23 protein-coding genes and 1 tRNA gene are annotated in these 23,741 nt (G+C 36.8%); 16 read left to right on the forward strand and 8 right to left on the reverse strand.

The window, feature by feature from the left end; genetic code table 11:
* Positions 1-2: 2 nt before the first annotated feature.
* The 3 genes from kbl (at position 3) to PXG98_RS02565 (ending at position 5,488) form a co-directional block, all read left to right on the forward strand.
* Positions 3-1,196: a glycine C-acetyltransferase gene (gene kbl, locus PXG98_RS02555; protein ID WP_276388834.1), complete on the forward strand. Its 1,194-nt coding sequence runs from the start codon at positions 3-5 to the stop codon at positions 1,194-1,196.
* 113 nt (positions 1,197-1,309) lie between these two features.
* Positions 1,310-2,674 (forward strand): OmpA family protein, encoded by a 1,365-nt coding sequence (locus PXG98_RS02560; RefSeq protein ID WP_276388835.1) that lies wholly within the window; start codon positions 1,310-1,312, stop codon positions 2,672-2,674.
* A gap of 60 nt (positions 2,675-2,734) precedes the next feature.
* On the forward strand, positions 2,735-5,488 hold the full coding sequence (locus PXG98_RS02565) for a PD-(D/E)XK nuclease family protein (RefSeq protein WP_276388836.1): 2,754 nt from the start codon (positions 2,735-2,737) through the stop codon (positions 5,486-5,488).
* Positions 5,489-5,490: 2 nt separating this feature from the next.
* Here the strand turns inward: PXG98_RS02565 and PXG98_RS02570 are convergent, their stop codons facing one another.
* From PXG98_RS02570 to PXG98_RS02580, 3 genes are all read right to left on the reverse strand, one after another.
* Complete coding sequence (locus tag PXG98_RS02570; RefSeq protein ID WP_276388837.1) at positions 5,491-6,204, reverse strand: SDR family oxidoreductase; 714 nt, start codon at positions 6,202-6,204, stop codon at positions 5,491-5,493.
* A 50-nt stretch (positions 6,205-6,254) separates the two neighbouring features.
* Positions 6,255-6,331, reverse strand: a tRNA-Ala gene (locus PXG98_RS02575).
* Between the two features lie 72 nt (positions 6,332-6,403).
* A complete protein-coding gene (locus PXG98_RS02580; protein WP_276388838.1) occupies positions 6,404-7,201 on the reverse strand; it encodes a universal stress protein in 798 nt (265 codons plus the stop codon).
* A gap of 48 nt (positions 7,202-7,249) precedes the next feature.
* On the opposite strand from PXG98_RS02580, the gene PXG98_RS02585 reads away from it, so the two are divergent.
* The 5 genes from PXG98_RS02585 (at position 7,250) to PXG98_RS02605 (ending at position 11,380) form a co-directional block, all read left to right on the forward strand.
* Positions 7,250-7,750 (forward strand): GNAT family N-acetyltransferase, encoded by a 501-nt coding sequence (locus tag PXG98_RS02585; RefSeq protein WP_276388839.1) that lies wholly within the window; start codon positions 7,250-7,252, stop codon positions 7,748-7,750.
* A gap of 9 nt (positions 7,751-7,759) precedes the next feature.
* Entirely contained in the window at positions 7,760-9,094 is a 1,335-nt protein-coding gene (locus PXG98_RS02590; protein WP_276388840.1) for an MATE family efflux transporter, read from the forward strand.
* A gap of 19 nt (positions 9,095-9,113) precedes the next feature.
* Complete coding sequence (locus PXG98_RS02595; RefSeq protein ID WP_276388841.1) at positions 9,114-9,881, forward strand: enoyl-CoA hydratase/isomerase family protein; 768 nt, start codon at positions 9,114-9,116, stop codon at positions 9,879-9,881.
* Positions 9,882-10,134: 253 nt separating this feature from the next.
* A complete protein-coding gene (locus PXG98_RS02600; protein ID WP_276388842.1) occupies positions 10,135-10,584 on the forward strand; it encodes a 6-pyruvoyl trahydropterin synthase family protein in 450 nt (149 codons plus the stop codon).
* 25 nt (positions 10,585-10,609) lie between these two features.
* Positions 10,610-11,380: a UDP-2,3-diacylglucosamine diphosphatase gene (locus PXG98_RS02605; RefSeq protein ID WP_276388843.1), complete on the forward strand. Its 771-nt coding sequence runs from the start codon at positions 10,610-10,612 to the stop codon at positions 11,378-11,380.
* A gap of 1 nt (position 11,381) precedes the next feature.
* Here the strand turns inward: PXG98_RS02605 and recJ are convergent, their stop codons facing one another.
* Both recJ and PXG98_RS02615 read right to left on the reverse strand, forming a co-directional pair.
* Positions 11,382-13,070, reverse strand: a complete 1,689-nt coding sequence (gene recJ / locus PXG98_RS02610) for a single-stranded-DNA-specific exonuclease RecJ (protein ID WP_276388844.1) — start codon at positions 13,068-13,070, stop codon at positions 11,382-11,384.
* A 73-nt stretch (positions 13,071-13,143) separates the two neighbouring features.
* Entirely contained in the window at positions 13,144-13,575 is a 432-nt protein-coding gene (locus PXG98_RS02615; protein ID WP_276388845.1) for an OsmC family protein, read from the reverse strand.
* 39 nt (positions 13,576-13,614) lie between these two features.
* Here PXG98_RS02615 and PXG98_RS02620 point away from each other — a divergent pair, with 39 nt between their 5' ends.
* A complete protein-coding gene (locus PXG98_RS02620; RefSeq protein ID WP_276388846.1) occupies positions 13,615-14,208 on the forward strand; it encodes a carboxymuconolactone decarboxylase family protein in 594 nt (197 codons plus the stop codon).
* Positions 14,209-14,242: 34 nt separating this feature from the next.
* Here PXG98_RS02620 and rsmI read toward each other — a convergent pair whose 3' ends face one another.
* Both rsmI and PXG98_RS02630 read right to left on the reverse strand, forming a co-directional pair.
* On the reverse strand, positions 14,243-14,929 hold the full coding sequence (rsmI, locus tag PXG98_RS02625; RefSeq protein WP_276388847.1) for a 16S rRNA (cytidine(1402)-2'-O)-methyltransferase: 687 nt from the start codon (positions 14,927-14,929) through the stop codon (positions 14,243-14,245).
* Between the two features lie 106 nt (positions 14,930-15,035).
* Entirely contained in the window at positions 15,036-15,725 is a 690-nt protein-coding gene (locus PXG98_RS02630; protein WP_276388848.1) for a hypothetical protein, read from the reverse strand.
* Positions 15,726-15,832: 107 nt separating this feature from the next.
* Here PXG98_RS02630 and PXG98_RS02635 point away from each other — a divergent pair, with 107 nt between their 5' ends.
* The 7 genes from PXG98_RS02635 (at position 15,833) to arfB (ending at position 22,885) form a co-directional block, all read left to right on the forward strand.
* The gene (locus PXG98_RS02635; RefSeq protein ID WP_276388849.1) at positions 15,833-16,477 is read left to right on the forward strand and encodes a thymidine kinase; all 645 of its coding nucleotides are present in this window, start codon (positions 15,833-15,835) and stop codon (positions 16,475-16,477) included.
* Positions 16,470-17,579: an alanine racemase gene (gene alr, locus PXG98_RS02640; RefSeq protein WP_276388850.1), complete on the forward strand. Its 1,110-nt coding sequence runs from the start codon at positions 16,470-16,472 to the stop codon at positions 17,577-17,579. The genes PXG98_RS02635 and alr overlap by 8 nt, the downstream gene beginning before the upstream one ends.
* Before the next feature lie 78 nt (positions 17,580-17,657).
* The gene (mscL, locus tag PXG98_RS02645; RefSeq protein ID WP_276388851.1) at positions 17,658-18,062 is read left to right on the forward strand and encodes a large conductance mechanosensitive channel protein MscL; all 405 of its coding nucleotides are present in this window, start codon (positions 17,658-17,660) and stop codon (positions 18,060-18,062) included.
* A 148-nt stretch (positions 18,063-18,210) separates the two neighbouring features.
* The gene (locus PXG98_RS02650; RefSeq protein WP_276388852.1) at positions 18,211-19,209 is read left to right on the forward strand and encodes an aspartate-semialdehyde dehydrogenase; all 999 of its coding nucleotides are present in this window, start codon (positions 18,211-18,213) and stop codon (positions 19,207-19,209) included.
* A gap of 83 nt (positions 19,210-19,292) precedes the next feature.
* The gene (locus tag PXG98_RS02655) at positions 19,293-21,449 is read left to right on the forward strand and encodes a prolyl oligopeptidase family serine peptidase (RefSeq protein ID WP_276388853.1); all 2,157 of its coding nucleotides are present in this window, start codon (positions 19,293-19,295) and stop codon (positions 21,447-21,449) included.
* Between the two features lie 45 nt (positions 21,450-21,494).
* Positions 21,495-22,469: an ABC transporter ATP-binding protein gene (locus PXG98_RS02660; protein WP_276388854.1), complete on the forward strand. Its 975-nt coding sequence runs from the start codon at positions 21,495-21,497 to the stop codon at positions 22,467-22,469.
* An 11-nt stretch (positions 22,470-22,480) separates the two neighbouring features.
* On the forward strand, positions 22,481-22,885 hold the full coding sequence (arfB, locus tag PXG98_RS02665; RefSeq protein ID WP_276388855.1) for an alternative ribosome rescue aminoacyl-tRNA hydrolase ArfB: 405 nt from the start codon (positions 22,481-22,483) through the stop codon (positions 22,883-22,885).
* 5 nt (positions 22,886-22,890) lie between these two features.
* On the opposite strand, the gene PXG98_RS02670 is transcribed toward arfB, so the two are convergent.
* Positions 22,891-23,733: a fumarylacetoacetate hydrolase family protein gene (locus PXG98_RS02670; RefSeq protein WP_276388856.1), complete on the reverse strand. Its 843-nt coding sequence runs from the start codon at positions 23,731-23,733 to the stop codon at positions 22,891-22,893.
* Between the last annotated feature and the right edge of the window lie 8 nt (positions 23,734-23,741).

Here is a 23,741-nt window from a genome sequence, read left to right on the forward strand (position 1 = left end):
ACATGTACGGTAAAATTGAAGAACATTTAAAAAAAGAATTAGCCGCTATTGAAGCTGCAGGTCTATTCAAAGAAGAGAGAATAATTACTTCACCCCAAGGCCCAGAAGTAACTTTGGCCGACGGAAAAAAAGTATTAAACTTTTGCGCCAATAACTATCTTGGACTTTCTTCCCATCCGGAAGTTATAAAAGCAGCTATAAAAACCCTAGAAAGTCATGGATTTGGCATGTCTTCTGTAAGATTTATTTGTGGTACACAGGACATTCACAAAGAACTGGAAAATAAAATTGCAGAATTCTATGGAACAGAAGATACTATTCTTTATGCAGCTGCTTTTGATGCGAATGGAGGCATTTTTGAACCACTTTTAGGTGCAGAAGATGCTATCATATCAGATTCTCTTAATCACGCTTCTATAATTGATGGAGTAAGGCTCTGTAAAGCAAAGCGATACAGATATGCCAATGGAGACATGGAAGCTTTGGAAGCGCAATTAATGCAGGCAGACCAGGACAATTCTCGATTTAAGATTATTGTTACAGATGGTGTCTTTTCCATGGATGGATTATTGGCCCCCCTTGATAAAATTTGTGATTTGGCAGATAAATATGATGCATTGGTCATGATTGACGAATGTCATGCCACTGGCTTTATAGGCGACACCGGGAAAGGAACCCTGGAAAAAATGGGTGTGATGAATAGAATCGACATTATTACAGGCACGCTCGGTAAAGCTTTGGGAGGCGCAATGGGTGGGTATACAACTGCCAAAAAAGAAATTATTTCCATGCTTAGACAAAGGTCCAGGCCCTATTTGTTTTCAAATTCCTTGGCGCCTAGCATTGTGGGCGCCTCCATAAAAGTTTTTGAAATGCTTCAAAACGATACGGCACTCAGAGATCAGTTAGAATGGAATACTAACTATTTCAAAAGCGGTTTAAAAGAGGCCGGATTTGATATAATAGACGGGGATTCGGCCATAGTTCCAGTAATGTTATACGATGCTAAGCTATCACAGAAAATGTCCAACTTGCTGTTAGACAAAGGTATATATGTTGTAGGTTTCTTTTTTCCCGTAGTACCAAAGGGAAAAGCAAGAATTAGAGTGCAGCTTTCAGCGGCCCATACACAGGCTCATTTAGACCTCGCCTTAAAGGCCTTTACGGAAGTAGGACAATTGTTAAAAATTATATAGGAAGCGTATTTTCCTTACAAAAGAGCATAAAAAAATAGGAAATTGATTTTGTTAATAATTTTTAACAACTTACATTTGCAGCTAAATAAACACTTAAACTTAAAATTTTGAACATGAAACAGCTTAGCAGATTATTTGTTGTTGGCCTACTTGTATTGGGGTTTAACAGCTTACAAGCGCAAGACGAGGATAATCCTTGGCAGATTAGTTTTGGAGTCAATGCAGTTGATTTTTATCCTACGAGTGATCTTAGCTCTTGGGGTAATGAATATTTCAATGTAAACGACCACTGGAATATTTTGCCTTCTCTCTCTTATGTTGGTATTAGCCGATCCATAGGAGATGGTCTCTCGGTTGGCGTTAGAGGTTCTATAAACCGTATTGATAAATTTGGAGACGTTGAAGTTCCTGACTTGTCTTATTATGGATTAGACGGAACTATCAAGTACAACTTCATCAATCCTAACGACATGGAAGGTTTCTTCTCTGTAGTAGACCCATTTGTTGAAATAGGTGGTGGTTATACTTGGGTAAGCGATATAGGAGCTGGTACAGTAAATGGAGGTGTTGGTATGAACGTATGGTTCAGCGAGCAAGTTGGTCTTACTTTACAATCTTCTTATAAGCACTCTTTTGAAGATTACTTAAATTCTCATTTCCAGCACATGTTAGGTATTGCCATTAAATTTGGTGGTACAGATACTGACGGTGATGGTATTTACGACAAAGATGATGCTTGTCCTGAAGTACCTGGTTTAGAGATTTTCAACGGTTGTCCTGATTCTGACGGAGACGGTATCGAAGATAGCAAGGACAGATGTCCTAACGATGCAGGTCCTAAAGAATTCAACGGATGTCCTGATTCTGACGGAGACGGTATCCCAGATATTGATGATGCTTGTCCAAATGAAGCTGGCTTAGCTGAATTAAACGGATGCCCTGATGCAGACGGAGATGGTATTGCTGATAAAGATGATGAGTGTCCTAACGAAGCAGGTCCTGCTGAGAATAATGGATGCCCATGGCCAGATAAAGACGGTGACGGAATATATGACAAAGATGATTTATGTCCTGATGTTCCTGGTGTAGTTGCTAACAGAGGTTGTCCAGAAATTACTGAGGCAGTTAGAAAAACATTAAATGACTACGCTAAGACTATTTTATTCGATACAGGTAAAGCTTCTATCAAAGAGCGTTCTGCTGAAGTACTACAAAACATTGTAGGTATCTTAAATGAGTACTCTTGGGCTAAGTTTACTATCGATGGTCATACAGACAGTGTAGGTAGTGAAAGCTTAAACCAAAAACTTTCTGAAGAAAGAGCTTACTCTGTAATGAATTACTTAATCGAAAACGGAGTTGCTTCTAACAGACTGAAGGCTGCTGGTTATGGAGAATCTAGACCAATTGCAGACAATAAGACTAGTTCTGGAAGAAAAACAAACCGTAGAGTTGAAATTAACTTAGTAAAAGAATAATTATAACTCACATAAATAGTAAAAAGCCTCGCAAATGCGAGGCTTTTTTTATTTTTATACATGCGTAGTTTTTTACATCAAGTGACTTCTGATTTATGGGACAAACATGGTTCCTTCGAGAATGTCACTATGATTGTTCCCAGTAAAAGAGCAGGGACCTTTATAAGGGATGGAATCCCTGATATAACTAAGAAGACGGTCTTCGCTCCAGAGATTTATAGTATCGAATCCTTTGTTGAATTAATAGCTAATCTCAGTCTAAGTACCCAGACTATATTACTATTTGAATTATATGAGGCACATCTCTCTGTAAGCAAAGACTCTTCAGAATCTTTTGCTACATTTTCAAGATGGTCTACAAGTATTTTACAGGACTTTAATGAAATTGATCGTTATTTAGTTCCTGCCAAGGATCTCTTCGACTCCTTAGGCTTTATAAAAGAAATTGAGCTTTGGTCGCTAGAATCCAATTCCGTCAAACTAGTACAAGATTATTTAGAGTTTTGGAAGGGACTTTTTAAGCTATACGAGGTCTTTACTGCCAATCTGAAAAGGAAAGGCTTAGGCCATCAAGGTCTTCTCTATCGAGAGGCTATTGCCCAATTAGACGGGTTTCTTGAACAAAATGCTACCACTAACTTTATATTCGTTGGTTTTAATGCCTTAAATAAAGCAGAAGAAAAACTAATTAATACTTTTTTAGCAACAGGCAATGCGGATATTTATTGGGACTTAGACAATAGTTTCTTAGAAGATCCTATTCATGATGCAGGATATTTTATACGACATCATTTTGAAAATTGGAAATTTTACCAAGAAAACATTCCTAAGGGGATAAGCCATCACTTTAGAACTCCCAAAAATATTCAAATTATAGGAGTCCCCAAGAAAGTAGCTGAGGCCAAACTTGTTGGAAGTCTTGTTAAGGAATTATCGACTTCTTTTCCTAATCGCCTCCACAGTACGGCAATTGTTTTAGGTGATGAAAGCTTATTAAATCCCCTGCTTAATTCCCTGCCAAGTACTCCCGAAAAGGTAAATATTACCATGGGTTATCCTTTAAATAAAACCTCTCTAACTGGGCTGTTTCATTCTCTATTTGAACTTTACATATCTCTTGATCCTAAGGGCTGGTATCACAAAAATTTACTCGGTGTTCTCTCACATCCCGCAATACAAGATGGATTGGTATTAGATTCTGGCAATTCTTCCGCAGATGTTATAAATAGCATTAAAAAAGAAAATGCCATCTATATAAATCCTCAACGGTTGGTGAAATTAATGCCAGATGCATCTCCCATAGTGAAACTAGTGTTTTCAGGAGCTAATAGAAGTCCGAAAGGTTTTATAAGAATGCTGCTTGGCCTTATTAATATTTTAAAAGCAAGCTTCGAACAACGTAACAATGACCTAGGACTAGAATACTTATTTAAATATAATGAGATATTTAAGGAATTGGAAGTACTACTTTTTGAATATCCCTATATAAATGATCTAAAATCTTTACACAGTCTTTTTAAAGAACTTATAAGCTCTGAGAGTGTAGATTTTTTAGGAGAGCCCTTGGATGGCCTGCAAATAATGGGCATGCTTGAAAGTAGAAATTTAGACTTTGAAACTGTGGTTATTACCTCAGTAAATGAAGGATTCCTCCCCTCAGGAAAAACGAATACGTCATTTATTCCTTTTGATTTAAAACGTCGTTTTGGTCTTCCAACTTATAAGGAAAAGGATGCCGTTTATACTTATCATTTCTACCGGCTCTTACAACGGGCCAAAAATATACATCTGCTATACAATACAGAGGCAGACGTTGTAAAGGGAGGAGAGAAAAGTAGATTTATTCCACAATTAATTATGGATGAATTTCATGGCAATAATGTGTCCCAAGAGTTAAGAATGCCAGAAATAATTACTTCGACAAAACCAGAGCTTAAAATTGAAAAAGATGCGAACGTAATAGATGCAATTAGCTTGTACTTCGCAAAAGGATTGTCACCTTCTTCCTTAAGCAACTACATTAAAAATCCTATTCAATTTTATAAAGAAAAGATCCTTGGTATTAAAGAAACTACAGAAATTGAAGAAACAATTGCCTTTAACACCCTAGGCACAGTAATTCATAATGTACTCGAGAAAATTTACGCACCGTTTATTGATAAAAACATAGAAATAGAACTTCTATTATTGCAGCTAAAAGAAGTTAAACGACTAGTACAAATTGAATTGCTTAAATTTTTTAAAGAAGACACCATTAAAAGTGGAAAAAATCTTATTGCATCCAGAATTATCGAAAAATATATAAAACGTTTTATACGGTCCGAAATAGCAGACCTCAAGCATAACACTATAAAGATTCTTGCATTAGAAGAAGAGTTGTCTTATACGTTTAAAATAAATGGTAAGCAACAAGAAATAAAACTAAAAGGGATAATTGACAGGGTAGATGAGCGAAATGGGATTAAAAGAATATTGGACTATAAAACTGGAAAAGTAAGCCCTGTAGAGGTTGAAATTACTTCCTGGGAAGATCTAAGGACTAAAGTAGAGCGTGCAAAGGCTTTACAAGTATTGTGTTATTCCCTACTTTATATGAGAAACTATCCAAAAACGAAAAGCCTTCAAACTGGGATAATTCCCATTAAACAAAAAGCTTTGCAACCTTTTCTATTTTGTCAAAAATCTTCGGCGAGAAGCAGGGATAAAAACCATACAGTTACCGAAACTACTTTGAGTGACTTTGAAATTCAATTGAAAGAAATTATAAAGGAAATAGCAGATCCAAGTATCCCATTCGTGAACTTAGAAAACTAGTACTATTTTTTATCCGGTCTACTAGGCCTTACCTCAATTTTACTTGGTAAGGTTCTAGGGTTCATTTGTAATAAGCCCACTACCAAATCTCCAATATCTTCTGGCTGAATTTTCCAATTATCCTTTTCCGAAGGTTCATTATTATTAAAATGTGTAGCCACAGAACCAGGCATAATGGTGGAAACCTTAATGTCGTACTTTCTTAAATCGAGCATTGCCGCCTGGGTAAACCCAACTAGCCCAAACTTAGAAGCATTATATCCTGTCCCTGAAGCAAAAAAATTTGTTCCTGCCAGACTAGCCAAGGTGATATAATAGCCTTTTGAAATTTTCAATGCTTCTACAGAGGCTTTTAGCGTATAAAAGGCACCACTTAAATTCGTATTAATCATGGCATCCCAATCCTTTATAGACAATTCGTCAATAGGAGCAAAAACACCAAGCCCGGCGTTGGCAAGCACTAGGTCTACCTGACCCCATTTATTTAATACTTCATGTACTGCTTTTTGTTCGTCCTTTGGATTAGACACATCACTTTTTATAAGTAAGATCCTATTTGGTGCGTCAAGTACGGTTTCTGCCCTTTCTAAACTATCCCAGTTCCTTCCACTAATGGCAACTTTCATACCAGTTTTGAGCAGGCTTTTGGCTACTCCCAATCCTATTCCCTTGGAACCCCCGGTTATATAGGCCACTTTGTCTTTTAAATTCTGCATGTTTACTATTTTTTATAAAAAAACCCTTCAAAATAATTAAGAAGGGTTATTGGTGGAGAATACCGGAGTCGAACCGGTGACCTCTTGCATGCCATGCAAGCGCTCTAGCCAGCTGAGCTAATCCCCCATTATTAAGATGTTCAAAGGAAATACATTTTAACAAAGATTCAAAGGACTATCTTCGAAAAATTGAGCTTTATTAGTCTTTCTTAACGCTAAGAACCAAAACTGGAATTCTAGCTGAAAACTCGGACTTTAAAATGGTGTTTTTCTCCCATAACTTCTTAAAAAAACCTCTCTTTCTTCTAAATACGCAAAGCAAATCAGGTTTCGATGTTTGTAATTGCTCTAAAGCCCCCAAATAAGTGGTTGCATGTTCCGTAACGGAAAGGTGAGAACAGATATTCATTAAAGCCGTATTTATTTTTAAATCTTCATCTGAATACCCTGGAGTTTTTACAAGCAGTAAATTTACGGTCGAATTAAACTTTTTCTTAATTTCATTTAACGGCTCTAAAATTCGTCGCTGTTTTAGAATTCCCGATTTAAAAGCTGTCAGGATAACATTTATTGGTGTAAACTTAGTGCTCCTTGGAACAACCAAAGTGGGAATATCTGTCCTTTTAATAATTCTTCCAGACGTTGGTCCCAAATAGAGTTCCTCTTGGATGGTATTACACCTAGAAGCTATTATTATTAAATCGATTCCTAATTTCTTATCCAATTCTTTAAGTCCATCTATCAAATCCCCATTGTAGGTGGTAATTTTCATCTCTATATTCTTGGAATCAACCATTCCTATCAGCTCTTGTAGTCTTTTTTTACTACTCTCTTCCACTTTTTTAGAAACATTTGTCAAATCCCCTGCCCCTACTTTTGCTGAAAAAACTTCCATAACGTATATCTTTGATGAAAATTCTGCAGCAAAATCTACTGCATATTGAAGTGTTTCATGAGCATTTGGAGAGGTTCCTATTGGCACTAATATATTCTTCATAAGGACAATGTTTATTTAGATAATTAAAAGCTTAATAAAGATATTCAAATGATTAGACATGCAAAGATACTGGAAATACCTGACATTCTTAAACTTACAGAGGCCTGTGCCAAAGATATGATTCATAGAGGCATATATCAATGGAACGAAGATTATCCTTCAAAAGAAATTTTTAAAATTGATATTTCCAGAAATGAATTATTTGTTTTGGAGGAGGACAGAAATATTTGCGGTATAATTGTTTTAACCCCTTTGATGGATAAAGAATATCGGGATATAATATGGACAACTCCAAATAAGGATAACCTTTATATACATAGACTTGCTGTTTTACCGGAATTACAAGGAAAAGGGAAGGCTCAATTATTAATGGATTATGCAGAAAATTTTGGACGAAAAAATAGATACAAATCGATAAGGCTAGATACATTTAGTGAAAACATCAGAAATCAGCGCTTCTATGAAACAAGAGGTTATAAAAAACTTGGATCCATATATTTTCCAAAGCAAAGTGAATCTCCATTTTACTGTTATGAACTGGTATTATAACTCTCTTATTTGAAAACCAAAGTTACTTTTAAAACCATTAATAAACTGGCTATTCCAGCTACAATAGCCGGAATTGCAGAACCCATTCTGTCTATCACGGATACCGCCATTGTAGGAAATATTAAGACTGATGGATTAGAATCATTAGCGGCAGTTGGTATTGTTGGTGCTTTTTTATCCATGCTTATTTGGATTCTAGGACAGACAAGAAGTGCCATTTCAGCCATAATATCGCAATATCTGGGAGCCGGTAAAATAGAGGAGATTAAAAGCCTTCCTGCACAGGCAATTTTTTTTAATCTTATCCTGAGCATTATTTTACTTCTAGCCACAATATTTATAATCGAAGAAATCTTTGTGCTGCTTAACGCTTCCGGCAAAATTTTAGTGTTTTCGGTAAAATATTACTCTATAAGAGTCTGGGGCTTCCCTTTAACCTTATTTGTATTTGCTGTGATGGGCATCTTTAGAGGACTCCAAAATACCTATTGGCCAATGCTTATTGCAATAACGGGAGCGGTTTTGAATATTATACTCGATTTTATTTTAGTATATGGAATTTCTGATGTTTTAGATCCTATGAACATTGAAGGAGCTGCTTGGGCCAGTCTAATTTCACAAGCCGTTATGGCAATAATGGCCTTCGTCTTATTAAAACAAAAGACCGATGTAAGTCTTCTACCCCAATTACCTATTCATTCCGAATTGAAACGTCTCATTTTTATGAGTTTTAATTTATTTGTAAGGGCATTAGCATTAAATATCACTTTAATCTTAGCCGTAAGAGAAGCTGCATCGCTAGGAGATAGTTCCGTTGGGGGCCATACTATAGCCATTAATCTATGGCTTTTTTCTGCTTTTTTTATTGACGGATATGGCGCTGCCGGTAATATTATGGGAGGCAAGTTACTGGGTGCAAAGGACTATGATGGCCTTTGGCTTCTGGCTAAAAAAATTGTTCTCTATGGGGTATTGATTAGCCTTTGTCTAGTTTCAATAGGCTTCCTTTTCTATCATCCTTTGGGGAGAATATTTTCATCCGACCAGGCAGTTCTCCATTCTTTTTACGGAGTTTTCTATATTTTAATATTAGGGCTACCAATAAACTCTGTCGCTTTCGTTTTTGACGGATTGTTTAAGGGACTTGGAGAAATGAAGTATCTGAGAAATACTCTAATTATTGCAACTTTTCTTGGTTTTATTCCTGTTCTGCTTATAAATAGAGAAGTAAATATGGGCCTTACAGGAATATGGATAGGCCTTTCGGTATGGATGCTCATAAGAGCACTTGCTTTAGTCTGGAAGTTTAATAGAAAATTTCGCCCTCAGATTCAAAAGGTTTAATTTTATTAAAAAAATAAGGATGACCACTAATAGAGTTAATGGAAGTTTATATACCAAACTAGACAACAACATTGCGTTTATAGAATTTGGACACCCCGCAAGTAATTCATTTGTCAAAGAACTTTTGGAAAGGCTTACCGATGAAATAAAAAAAGTTTCTGAAAATGAAGACATTTCCCTAATTGTATTAAAATCAGAAGGTGATAAAGCATTTTGCGCAGGAGCTTCTTTTAATGAATTGCTGTCAATTTCATCCTTAGATGAGGGGGTTGATTTTTTTAGCGGTTTTGCCCACTTGCTCATCGCAATGCGCAATTGCAAGCAACCTATAATAGGGAGAGTACAAGGTAAAGCTGTAGGTGGTGGCGTGGGAATAATAGCGGCTTGTGATTATGTTTATGCCACAGAAAATGCCTCTGTAAAGCTTTCTGAGCTAGCCATTGGAATTGGTCCGTTTGTTATTGCCCCTGCAGTTGAGCGTAAAATTGGAAAGTCCGGATTATCTGAATTAACTCTTGCCCCTACAGAGTGGAAGAACGCTTATTGGGCAAAAGAAAAAGGATTGTACTCCAAGGTCTTTTCCAGCATAAAAGAAATGGATAAAGCCCTAGACCAAAACCTTCAGGCCTTATCAAGTTACAATCCCAAGGCTTTGAGTAATATAAAATCTATGTTATGGGAAAAAACCGAAGATTGGGAAAATCTACTTTTTGAAAGAGCAAGAATTTCTGCAACATTGTCCCTGAGTGAACATACTAAACAAACACTCGCTAGGATTAAGAAGTAATTATTGATTAAATGTATAGTAAAAAACAGGATGAATAAAGAACTATTTTTTCCGCTACTGGCCCTTGTTGTAATTGGGGTATATCTAATAAGACGCTATAGGACAAAGAAACGTTTTAAGCGATAATTTCACTTGGCATCCAAAAAATGCTAAATAGGGGATTTTCGTATTCCCATAATACTAATTGGATGATTTAATTTGGTGTATTTGAAGTTAAAAACTAATGCCTATTTTTGCCTCGGAATAAGAAATTATGAGTAAAATAAGAATTACAAAAGAGTTTAATTTTGAAACCGGACATGCTCTATTTGGCTATGATGGGAAATGTAGAAATGTTCATGGGCATAGTTATAAACTAGCCGTTACAGTCATTGGAGAACCTATTTCAGAACCAGATAATGTTAAGTTAGGAATGGTGATAGATTTTGGAGATCTAAAAAAAATTGTCAAAGAAGAGATTGTAGGGCCATTTGACCATGCTACGGTATTTAATCGGAATACCCCGCATCTGGAGTTGGCAAAAGAATTGCAAATTAGAGGACATAAAGTTATACTAGCTAATTATCAGCCAACCAGTGAAAATATGGTAATTCATTTCGCCGAAAAGATAAAGAACAGACTCCCTAAAAATATAGAATTGTATTCTTTAAAATTAAGGGAAACTGAAACTGCCTTTGCCGAGTGGCACTCCCAAGATAACTAGGTTTTTTTTTCTAACTTTAAAACTGATGAAAAGTGTTATCCTTCCTGAAGGGAAAAAAATATATTTTGCAAGTGATAATCACTTGGGCGCGCCCGACTCCATTAAAAGTCTGTCACGAGAAAAGAGATTTGTTAAATGGTTAGATGAAATAAAAGACGACGCTGCTGCCATTTTTTTATTGGGAGATTTATTTGATTTTTGGTTTGAATACAAAACGGTAGTGCCAAAAGGCTTCACGAGGACTTTAGGTAAACTCGCCGAAATTACGGACAACGGAATACCCATTTTCTATTTTGTTGGGAACCATGATTTGTGGATGAACGGATATTTTGAAAATGAACTAAACATCCCTGTTTTTCACAAACCTCAAGAATTTATAATAGGGGGAAGTACTTTTTTTATAGGTCATGGTGATGGTTTAGGGCCAGGAGATAAGGGATACAAGCGAATGAAGAAGTTATTTACAAATCCGGTTGCGAAATGGTTTTTTAGATGGTTACATCCCGACTTAGGTGTCCGAATAGCGCAATATTTCTCAATAAAGAACAAGCTTATATCGGGAGATGAAGATATCCGCTTCTTGGGAGAAGACAAAGAATGGCTTGTTCAATACGCCAAAAGAAAATTAGAAACCAAGCATACAGATTATTTTATTTTTGGCCATAGACATTTGCCCTTAGATATAGATTTAGGCCATACCTCTACCTATATAAACCTGGGAGACTGGATTAATTACTTTACCTATGGAGTTTTTGACGGTAAGAAATTTGACTTAAAAAAATTTGAGGCTTCCTAGTCTATTTTATATCGCGCAGTTTAAGTTGTAATTGCGATTTACCATTCCACTGATTTTCGTCTAATGAAAATACTGCGCTAAAGTATTTTTTCGATTTAACCATAGTTAATTTACTGCCTAAATTAAAACCAATAGCCGGGAAAATTTTAGAGCCAAATTGTTTAACATCCAGTTTTAGATGTTTCCCGTCTTTTCCAACAGTTCTTGCACTGCCCGAATCACTTAGGTCCTCACTCAGAAATATCGGCCTCATGTTTCCTGGACCAAAAGGGCCAAATTGTTTTATGATTCGCAGCAATCTCGGAGTTACTTCCTGTAGGTTTATTTCTATATCTACTTGTACCTCAGGCACTAAAAGTTCTGGATTAATCGAATTGGCAACAACTTTTTCAAATTGCGTTTTAAAGCCTGCATACTGCTCTTCTTTTAAGGTGAGTCCTGCCGCGTATTTATGGCCCCCAAATTGTTCAATATGTTCTGCACAGTGTTCCAAGGCGTTATAAACATCAAACCCCTTGACCGACCTTGCAGAGGCCGCTAGTTTATTGCCACTCTTGGTAAAAACCAAGGTAGGTCTGTAATATGTTTCCGTTAATCTTGATGCTACTATTCCTATAACTCCTTTATGCCATGAGTCTTTGTATACCACGGATGTAAATCCCTCTTCTTCTTTATTATCCGCAATCATCATTAGGGCTTCATCGGTAATAAGTTGGTCTAGGCCCCTGCGCTCTGCATTAAAGGCTTCTATTTCAGCAGCCATAAATTCTGCAGTTCCCGCATCTTTCTCAATTAATAAATTTACAGCGTTAATTCCATGTTTCATCCTACCAGCAGCGTTGATTCTAGGGGCAATTATAAAAACAACATCTGTTATAGTCAGGACTGGTTTTTTGGCTTCCATTATAATTGCCCTAAAGCCAACTCTTGGATTAGTCCTAATTACTTGAAGACCATAAAACGCCAGAATCCTATTTTCGCCTGTTACAGGAACAATATCGGCCCCTATGGCGGTAGCAACTAGGTCTAAATAAGGAACTAATTCCATAAAATCCCTACCTTGTTTTTGCTGAATGGCCTGAATTAACTTAAACCCAATACCACACCCACACAATTCGTCATAAGGGTAGTTGCAATCTTCCCTTTTCGGATCTAATACTGCAATGGCATCGGGTAATTCCTTTCCTGGTCTATGATGGTCACATATGATAAAATCAATTCCTTTTTCTTTTGCATATGCCACTTGAGCCATAGCCTTTACTCCACAGTCCAAAGCAATTATAAGGGCAATGTCATTGTCTCCCGCATAGTCTATTCCCTTCTTAGAAACCCCGTATCCTTCTAGGTAACGATCTGGAATATATGTGGCTACATTCGGATAAATCTGCAATAAGTAAGAAGATACTAAGGCCACCGCTGTGGTTCCATCAACATCATAATCCCCGTATATGAGAATATTTTCTTCCCTTTCAATGCTCTTTTCGATTCTTTCAATGGCCAATCCCATATCGGTCATTAAAAAAGGGTCGTGAAGATCAGATAACTGCGGTCGAAAAAAACTTTTGGCTCCCTCAAAGGAAGTGATTCCTCTTTGAACCAAAAGCTTTGCAACCAGTTTGTCAACACCGAGATCCTGTTCTATTCTGGCTACAGTTTCCTCATCTGGTTTTGGTTTTAAAGTCCACCGCATGCTTTTAAATTTTACTTATTATAATTCTAGTTGACGAAAATTGGGTGCACCTAAAAAAGTCTTTTAATTGTAACTAACTGTTATGATCAAAAGTTGTTCTAATTTCTAAAGTGGCAAAGCGTCTAAACATTTCCATAACCCCACAGTACTTTTCAACAGATAAATCTACCGCTCTTTGCAGTTTTTTTTCTTCCAATGCCGAACCTTTAAAAACGTAGGTAACCACTACACTGTCGTAATACTTAGGATGTTCATCCGTGAGATTTGCTGCTGTTTCTATATAAAATGCTTCTACATTTAATTTCATTTTTTTGATAAGCATGGCTACATCAAGTCCCGAGCACCCTGCCAAGGCCGAAAGCATAAGGGCTTTGGGCCTAAGTCCATTCCCTGTTCCTCCGTCTTCTCCACCAGCATCAATCTTTAGATTTATTCCCGAAGGGTTATCGCTTTCAAAAGCCATATTTCCCAACCATTTAGTGGTAATTACATTTGTAGTGCTCATATTTTTTTGTTTCTTGTGTGGCATAAAAATACAATCACTATGCCACTTGTACAACCATTAGATGCAAACCACGACCTTGAGACTAAAGCTTTGGCGGACTTCTTCAATGAAACTCTGGGATTTTGCCCAAATTCAGTACTAACGATGCAGCACCGGCCTGAAATATCAAAAGCCTTTATTAATTTAAATAAGGCTGTGATGGCCAATCAAGGAAGAGTTACTTCTGCTTTAAAACGCATGATTGCCTGGGTAAGCAGCAACGCTACCGGATGCAGATACTGCCAGGCACATGCTATTAGAGCTGCAGAACGCTATGGTGCAGAACAAGAGCAGTTAGATAATATTTGGGAATACAAAACGCATTCCGCCTTCTCAGAAGCGGAAAGGGCTGCTTTAGATTTCTCTCTCGCAGCATCGCAAATCCCAAATGCGGTGGATGAAAAAATTAAGGAACAATTATATTTATATTGGGACGAAGGAGAAATTGTAGAAATGTTAGGGGTAATTTCTCTTTTTGGATACTTAAACAGATGGAATGATTCTATGGGAACTACTATAGAAGAAGGTGCTGTAGAAAGCGGGAATCTCTATTTAAGTAAAAATGGATGGGTAAAGGGGAAACACGGGAATTAAGAGCATCTTTACAGAGGCAAATACCTTTGTCTGATTACTTCTTTTTTTCTTTATAGCCGCTTACTATGATTACAAACTCGCCTTTGGGTGGAATATTTGCAAAATGATCCATTACCTCAGCAATACTCCCCCTAATGGTTTCTTCATAAAGTTTGCTGAGCTCTCTTGATATAGATATTAATCTATCTTCTCCAAAGTATTCCTGAAATTGTAAAAGAGTTTTAACTAACTTATGTGGAGATTCGTAAATAATAACGGTTCTCGGTTCCACCGCCAACTCTTTTAATCTTGTTTGCCTCCCTTTTTTAAGTGGTAAAAATCCTTCAAAGACAAAGCGATCACTAGGAAGACCACTATTTACAAGAGCAGGAACAAAGGCTGTTGCACCGGGTAGGCACTGCACTTCGAAACCCTCTTTAATACAGGCTCTAGTAAGTAAAAATCCAGGGTCGGAAATGGCAGGCGTTCCGGCATCAGAAATTATGGCAAGTTGTGCTCCAGCTTTTATTTTAAGTATAATTCCATCAAGGGTTTTATGTTCATTAAACATATGATAACTCTGCATGGGGGTATCAATGTTATAATGAGATAATAGTTTTTTACTTGTTCGTGTATCCTCTGCAAGAATAAGATCTACCTCCTTTAAAACCTTAAGAGCACGTAAAGTAATATCTTCCAAATTGCCAATAGGAGTAGGTACCAAGTATAGTCTGCCACTCATCTAAATTGATTTAATTTTAACAGAAGATAGTAAGAATTCAATACGTTTTTTAACTCGAGAGTCTGGCAAATAGGTATAATTGTATATACTTTAAAAATTAGATAGTCTAAGAAAATCTTCGCTCAACGAGTTTAATAAGTCGTAGCTCGTACTCTTCTTGACCCGCCCAGCCATCATAATCCGGTTTCACCATATTATCTATAAAAGCCTTGGCCCGTTCTTCGGAATCTATGGTGTTAAGTTGTGAAATAACCCTATTAAAATCTTCTGTACTATCGTTAAAAAGATGTTTAACAAAAGCAAGTCTGTCATTTAAACCTACTTCAATTTCTCTTTTTACTAATCTGTCATTTAAGGACTTAGCAGCAGATACGGTCTCTATCTTCCGATCTTTTTCTATTTCGTTAATAGGTTTATCATTCTTTAAAGTTTCTGTTTTGGCTACAAACTCAGCAAACAGCCTGTCTACTTCTTCATTACTAGGCATTTCAGAAACCATTCCTTTTATGGTATCTATCCCCTGGGTGATTATATCCTCCTCATGGGGGTTGTTCTCTGGAACTAATTTATTTTCATTTATCACAGCATTAGCCATTTTTTCGAACTTAGCGGCCAGAATATTCTTAGATACATCGATTTCGATATCATTTAACTTTTCCTCAATAAACTTTAATACTGCTAATTTCTCATAAAGGTTCTTAGCCGTCTCATATAAGCGAGGAATGTCTTCTAATCCTTGAGAAGTAATAATGTCTGTAGACAATTTTACCAGTTCCTCTTTAAGTTTTCTCTTCATTTCTTTTTGTTTACTCTAAAGGGTAAAGGTCTATCTTTTTTAATACTTTTATAATCCAATTACCACTAAAGCATAAATAGGTCTTTACTTTGGTTTAAAATTACAAAATGTTTCTCGAAAACACTGTTAATCATAAAGAACAATTCGGCTGGATAGAAGTCATCAGTGGCAGTATGTTTTCCGGGAAGACTGAAGAACTGATAAGGCGTCTAAAAAGAGCACAATTTGCTAAACAAAAAGTAGAGATTTTTAAACCCATAGTTGATACCAGATATCACGAAGAAAAAGTTATTTCTCATGATGAAAATGAGATTAGATCTACCCCTGTTCCTGCAGCTGCAAATATTAGGTTGCTGGCAGATAATTGTGATGTGGTAGGAATAGATGAGGCCCAATTCTTTGATGATGAGATTATAACCGTTTGTAACGACTTGGCCAATATGGGAATTCGGGTAGTGGTGGCCGGCCTTGACATGGACTATAAAGGAAATCCATTCGGGCCAATGCCTGCTCTTATGGCCACAGCAGAATATGTTACCAAAGTACATGCAATTTGCACCAGAACAGGAAATCTGGCCAATTATAGCTATAGAAAATCAAACAACAATAAACTTGTTATGCTTGGGGAAACCGAAGCCTATGAGCCCCTGAGTAGGGCTGCCTTCTACAAGGCAATTCTAAAAGAAAAAATCAGTAAAATGGAGGTGCAGGCAGAAGAGGTTAAGGAACTAAAAAAAGGTATGGATGCCTAATTTTTCAGAAACTCATTTAGAAATAGACCTCAATGCCTTAGAACACAATTATCGTTATTTGCGTTCCAAACTTAAGCGGGGCACAAAATTTTTAGGGGTTGTAAAGGCTTTTGCATATGGAAGCGACTGTATTGTAATTGCCAAAAAACTAGAGCAGCTTGGAGCGGATTACCTGGCTGTAGCATACATCTCTGAAGGAATTTCTTTAAGAAAAGGAGGGATTCGACTCCCTATTCTTGTGCTGCACGCACAGCCGCAAGGATACCCTTTAATGATTAAGCATTGTCTGGAGCCGAATATTTATTCTCTTCGAGTTCTGCAGAAGTTTCTAGAAGAAGCCAAGAAGTTAAAACAATCAAATTACCCAATCCATATTAAGTTTAACAGTGGTTTAAATCGACTTGGTTTTGGTACTGATGTGATTTCAAAAATCAAAACTCTCTTAAAAGATAGGTCGGAAGTTAATGTTAAATCGGTATTCTCTCATCTCGCTGCCTCAGAGGATGTCTCTGAAGATAAATTTACATTAAGTCAAATAAAACTTTTCCAAAGCCAAGCCAATTTGTTTAGTGAGAATTTAGAATCCCGGCCCTTTAGACACATCCTTAACACTTCCGGGATCCTAAATTATCCAGAGGCACAATTAGACATGGTCCGCAGTGGTATTGGTTTATATGGTTATGGGAATGAAGATAGGTTCGATTCCGACTTAAAAGTTGTAGCTAGCTTAAAAACAATTATATCACAGATACATTCACTACAACCAAATGAAACTGTTGGGTATAATCGTGCGTTTACAAGTGCCCAATCCAGGCGAATTGCTACCTTACCTTTAGGCCATGCCGATGGAATAGGAAGACAATATGGAAATGGAAAAGCTTCCGTCATAATAAATGGTAGCAAAGCACCCATTATTGGAAATGTTTGTATGGATATGATTATGGTAGATATTACAGGTATAGACTGCGACGAAGGCGATGAAGTACTAATTTTTGGAAAAGGGCATTCTGCGGAAGATTTCGCAAAAACCGCAGATACGATTTCTTATGAACTCTTGTGTGGAATTTCCCAGCGAATAAAAAGAACTTTTGTGGGAGACTAGCGCGTTTCATTGGTGCCTATATATACTTTATTTTCATAACTTTATGGAAATATTTAACTAACTATTAAACACAAAACTATGCTAAAGGAATTTAAGAGTTTTATAATGACGGGCAATGTTGTTGAATTTGCTGTGGCTGTAATTATGGCAGGAGCAATGGGCCTTGTAATTAATGGCTTTGTAGCTGATATAATCATGCCAATTGTAGGTCAATTTTCTGGAGGGGTTGATTTTGCAAACCTTAAAATTATCCTTACCGAAACCTCAGGAGTTGAAGGAGAAGCTGGATATATCCCCGAAAATGCTATTAGGTGGGGCGCCTGGGTAAACACAATAGTAAACCTTATTGTTGTAGGCCTGGTAATGTTCTTCATTGTTAAAGCCTATAATAAAACAAAAACTCCACCCGCACCACCGGCCCCCAAAGGGCCTACTCAGGAAGAATTGTTAGCAGAAATTCGGGACCTTTTAAAAAAACAATAGTAAATAAGTAAGTCTTCTGGACTGAAGATGGTGCATTTCTATTAATACATTGTTGGTTTTACAACAAATTGTTATATAATTCTAATATTGCAAATAAAATTTGTACCAAAGTATTGGTTGGAATACCTTTGATAATTAATTTTTTAGAATGAAAATAGCAATCATTGGAGCGACTGGTATGGTAGGAGAGGTAATGCTCAAAGTATTATCCGAAAGGAATTTTCCTTTTAGTGAAATAATGTTAGTGGCCTCTGAAAGATCTAAAGGAAAGAAAATAGACTTTAAAGGCAAGACCCGTACTATTATTGGTATGGAGGAAGCAGTATCTAGTAAACCAGATTTGGCTATCTTCTCAGCTGGAGGAGATACCTCATTAGAGTGGGCGCCTAAGTTTGAAGAAGTCGGTACCACAGTAATTGATAATTCTTCTGCCTGGCGAATGGATCCTTCCAAAAAGCTCATAGTTCCGGAAATAAACGCCACCGCTCTGACAAAAGAAGATAGAATTATTGCCAACCCCAATTGCTCCACTATTCAGTTGGTTATGGTCTTGGCCCCTCTTCATAATAAATATAAAATGAAAAGGGTGGTTGTCTCTACCTATCAGTCCGTTTCAGGTACCGGTGTTAAAGCTGTGAGGCAATTAGAAAATGAAATGGCAGGTGTTGATGGAGAAATGGCCTATCCTTATCCCATTAATAGAAATGCTCTACCGCATTGTGATGTGTTTATGGATAATGGTTATACTAAAGAAGAAATGAAACTAGCCCGTGAACCCAAGAAAATTCTAGATGACAATTCTTTTTCTATTACGGCTACTGCCGTTCGTATTCCAACTTCTGGAGGGCATTCCGAAGCGGTCAATGTAGCCTTCGAAAATGAGTTTGAGTTAGAAGAAGTACGCTCCCTATTGCAAAATTCCCCAGGGGTAATTGTACAAGATAATCCGGTTACTAATACCTATCCTATGCCGGTTTATGCACATAACAAAGATGATGTATTTGTTGGTCGTATAAGACGAGACGAAACCCAGGAAAATACCCTTAATATGTGGATTGTTGCAGATAATTTGCGAAAAGGAGCTGCTACCAACGCAGTACAAATAGCCGAGTATTTGCATGAAAATGGACTTCTTGGCAAAGGATAACTTAAATTTTGTTAAATCGGGGGATGCCCATCTTTTAAGTAGTGAATTTTGTAGTAATTTTGTCCTTTGCTGACAAAAGCACCATGAAATGTCCTTTACCCATACTATTTGTACCCTTATTAGCCATAGGTTGTCAGGATTTTCAAGAACCAAAAAAGAGTCAAGTGAATTATCCAGCTACTGAGAAAAAAATTATAATCGACAATTATTTTGGAGAAGAAGTTAAAGATCCGTTTAGATGGTTAGAGGATGATAATAGTGAAGCCACCAAGGCATGGGTTACTCTTCAAAATGAAACTACTCATGCTTATTTAGAAAACATTCCTTTTCGTAAAAACCTAAAAGATCGTCTACAAGAATTATGGAACTATGAAAAAATAACTACTCCATTTAAGGAGGGAGATTATACTTATTTCTATAAAAATGATGGGCTTCAAAATCAATATGTTTTATATAGGTTTGAAGAAGGGGAAAAAGCACAAGTATTTTTAGACCCCAATAGGTTTTCTGAAGACGGTACAACCTCATTAATGGCCATCAGCTTTACAGAGGATGGAGAATTATTGGCCTATACCATATCTGAAGGAGGAAGTGATTGGAGAAAGATAATTGTAATTGAAACGCAGAACTGCACTATAAAGGAAGACACCATAAAAGATGTAAAATTCAGCAATATCTCCTGGTATAAAAATGAAGGCTTTTATTACTCGAGTTATGATAAGCCGCTGGGCAGTGAACTCTCCGACAAAACAGATCAACATAAACTCTATTATCATAGACTAGGTACCAAACAGTCAGAAGACAAACTAATCTTTGGGGGGACTCCAAGCGAGAAACATAGATATATAACAGCTAAGGTTACAAAAGACAATAATTATCTGTTGATATCCGCAGCCAATTCAACTGCGGGAAACAAACTGTTTCTTAAAAATTTAGTTGAAAAGAATTCTTCCTTGATCCCTATAATTTCTAATGAAGAATCGGACACTTATTTAATTGACAATCGAGGAGCAAATTTGTTCTTAGTTACCAATTACAAGGCTCCTAACCAGAAGATAGTGCAGGTCCCCGCTTCCAGTCCTACTCCTGAAAACTGGATTGATATAATCCCGGAAACAGAATATGTTCTAAACCCTACCAAAGGTGGTGGATACTTTTTTGCGGAATATATGGTAGATGCCAATTCTAAAGTTTTGCAATACAATTATGACGGGGCTTATATAAGAGAAATTCAACTGCCTGGAATTGGGAGTACAAGCGGGTTTAGTGGTAAAAAGGATGATAAGGAGGTCTATTTTAATTTTACTAACTACTACACCCCCGGCTCGTCCTATAAATTTAGTGTGAATTCAGGGCATTACGAGCAATATTGGAGTCCACAAATTGATTTCGATCCGCAGCTATACGAATCAAAGCAAGTTTTTTATCCCTCAAAGGATGGAACCGAAATACCTATGATCATTACCTATAAAAAAGATTTAGATTTAAATGCTAAAAATCCAACCATCTTATATGGCTATGGCGGCTTTAATGTTAGCTTAACTCCCTATTTTAGTATAGTAAACGCCATATGGTTAGAGCAAGAAGGCGTATATGCTGTACCCAATTTAAGAGGTGGGGGAGAATATGGCAAAGACTGGCATGATTCCGGAATAAAATTAAAAAAACAAAATGTTTTTGATGATTTTATCGCTGCGGCAGAGTACCTAATTAAACACAAATATACCTCAAATAAATACCTAGCAATTAAAGGAGGTTCAAATGGAGGCCTGCTTGTAGGTGCTACCCTAACACAACGACCAGATTTAATGCAAGTAGCTTTACCAGCAGTTGGTGTTTTAGATATGCTACGTTACCATACCTTTACTTCCGGGGCTGGCTGGCACTATGACTATGGCACCTCTGAGGACAGTGCCGAAATGTTTACTTATTTAAAGGCTTACTCCCCATTACATAATATTAAAAATGGTATTACTTATCCAGCTACACTTATAACAACCGGAGACCATGATGACAGGGTTGTGCCAGCGCATAGTTTTAAATTTGCTGCTGAACTACAGGATAAACAATATGGAGACAAACCCGTATTAATTAGAATCGAGACTAATGCAGGGCATGGAGCCGGCACACCTGTTAATAAGACAATTGAACAATATGCAGATATTTTTGGTTTTACGTTTTACAATATGGGTTATAAAGAATTACCCAATAAGAAAGTAAACAAAATCTTCAAAGAGTAAATTGAAATCCATAAATAGTTATTTTGAAATACCACAAACCCAACTATGCTCCAAATAAATGATATTTCATTTTCTTATAAAGAAAATCTAGTGCTACATGATCTTAGCTTTTCCGTAAAAAAAGGGGAGCATTTTGCAATTATGGGAGAAAGTGGTTGTGGTAAGAGCACTTTACTACAGCTTATTTATGGTATTTTACAGCCTAATACTGGTAGTATTCGATGGGGTGAACAATTTATTGAAGGTCCCTTGTTTTCTCTGGTTCCCGGAAAACCTTTTATGAAATATATGTCCCAAAGTTTTGATTTGATGGGCGTTACTACGGTTGCAGAAAATATAAGTGAATATTTAACGGTGACGAACCCAGTAGAATTAAAAACCAGAACAAAAGAACTCCTGGAGATGATTGAAATGTCTTCATATGAAAACAAAAAAGTCAAAGAACTAAGTATTGGGCAACAACAGCGAGTTGCGCTGGCCAGAGCTCTTGCCCAAGAACCAGAATTACTACTGCTAGACGAACCTTTTAGCCATATAGATAATTTTAAAAAGAATAGTCTAAGAAGAAGTCTTTTTGCTTATTTAAAAGAAAAAAAAATCACCTGTCTCACTGCCACCCATGACCATCAAGACATACTTCCATTTGCGGATAGGGTAATGGTACTAAAGGATAAAGGGATTATAGCTAATAAGCCAATTATGGAGCTTTATAAAAATCCCAAAGAATTATATGTTGCTTCCCTTTTTGGTGAGGCCAATTCTATTCCGATAGAAGTTCTAAAATCCTATGCCAACACAAAAAGAAGAATTATTGTCTATGCCCATGAGTTTAGGATTTCATATAGTTCAGGCTTGCCAGCTAAGGTTATTCAATCGTATACTATGGGAAGTTATTACTTAATTAAGGCTTTAAGTTCAGATATTGACGTTTATTTTCATTCAGATAAGGACATATCTCCCGAAACAGAATTATTTTTGAATATCCCTTTAGAGGTTATTAATTTACGCCTCAGGGAGTAAGAGGAAGAAAAGTGAATTGGAATCAAATAGTAAAAGAGCTCAAAATTAAGGCCACCCCAAGTGGTGGCCCCGGAGGACAGCATGCAAACAAAGTGTCGACCAGAATAGAAATTAGCCTCGATATTCCTAATTCTCTTGGACTTAATGAAAAAGAGAAGTCGAGAATAATAAACTCGAAACTCCTAAAATTAAGTAATCAAAACTGTTTAATAGTTCAATCGGGAGAAACTAGAAGTCAGGCAAGAAACAAAGAGATAGGGATAAAAAGAATATACAACTTATTAATAGAGGCCTCGCATATCCCAAAGGTTCGTAAAAAAACTAGTCCTTCAAAAGCATCTGTAGAAAAACGGTTAAAAACAAAAAAACACCTTTCAGACAAAAAAACTAACCGACAAAAACCCGATTCTTTATAATTTTTCTACGCAGAAACCGTATTTCTTAAAGTCCCAATCCCTTCTATACTAATTTCAATTATATCGCCCTTTTTTAAGGTGAATTCAGAGGTGGGTACCACTCCCGTTCCCGTCATAAGATAACTGCCAAAGGGAAAGCTGTTTTCTGCATATAGGTAATGTACAAGATCTTCGAATTTTCGCTTTATCTGATCTATCTTAATCTTACCATAAAAAGCCTCTACAGAGCCTCTACGGATTCTTAAAGATATAGTGGTGTCTTTAGACAGGGAATCTTTAAGAACCAGAATACATGGCCCAATTGCGGCAGAACCATCATAACTTTTTGCTTGGGGCAGGTATAAGGGGTTCTCTCCTTCTATGCTTCTAGAACTCATATCATTTCCGATGGTATAGCCTACTATGGTACCCGAAGAAGTAATAACTAATGTTAGTTCAGGTTCTGGTACGTCCCAACTAGAATCTCTGCGAATTCTTACATGCCCCTCAGGCCCAATTGCTCTATACCCCAATGCCTTAAAAAACAATTCCGGTCTTGCGGCATCATAAACACGGGCATAAAAGTCGCTTCCTCCTGTATCCTTAGATTCTTCTTCTCTACCTAACTTACTGCTATAATAGGTTACACCACTAGCCCATATTTCCTGATTTTTACCAATAGGGGCTAATATTCCTGCCCTTAAATAAGATTGAGAGTCTTCTAAAGGGGTTCTTTCCTTTGCCAAAGCAAGTAAGGTTTCATACAACTCGTCTCTGTTAATCAAGGCTTCCCATTCCATACCTTCAATTAGGTAAAAATCTTGTTCCTGTTCTAGCAAAATTCCTTTTATATGCTTGTATAATTTCATGCCAATGA

The organism is Eudoraea chungangensis (assembly GCF_029360665.1).
GTDB classification, from domain to species: domain Bacteria; phylum Bacteroidota; class Bacteroidia; order Flavobacteriales; family Flavobacteriaceae; genus Eudoraea; species Eudoraea chungangensis.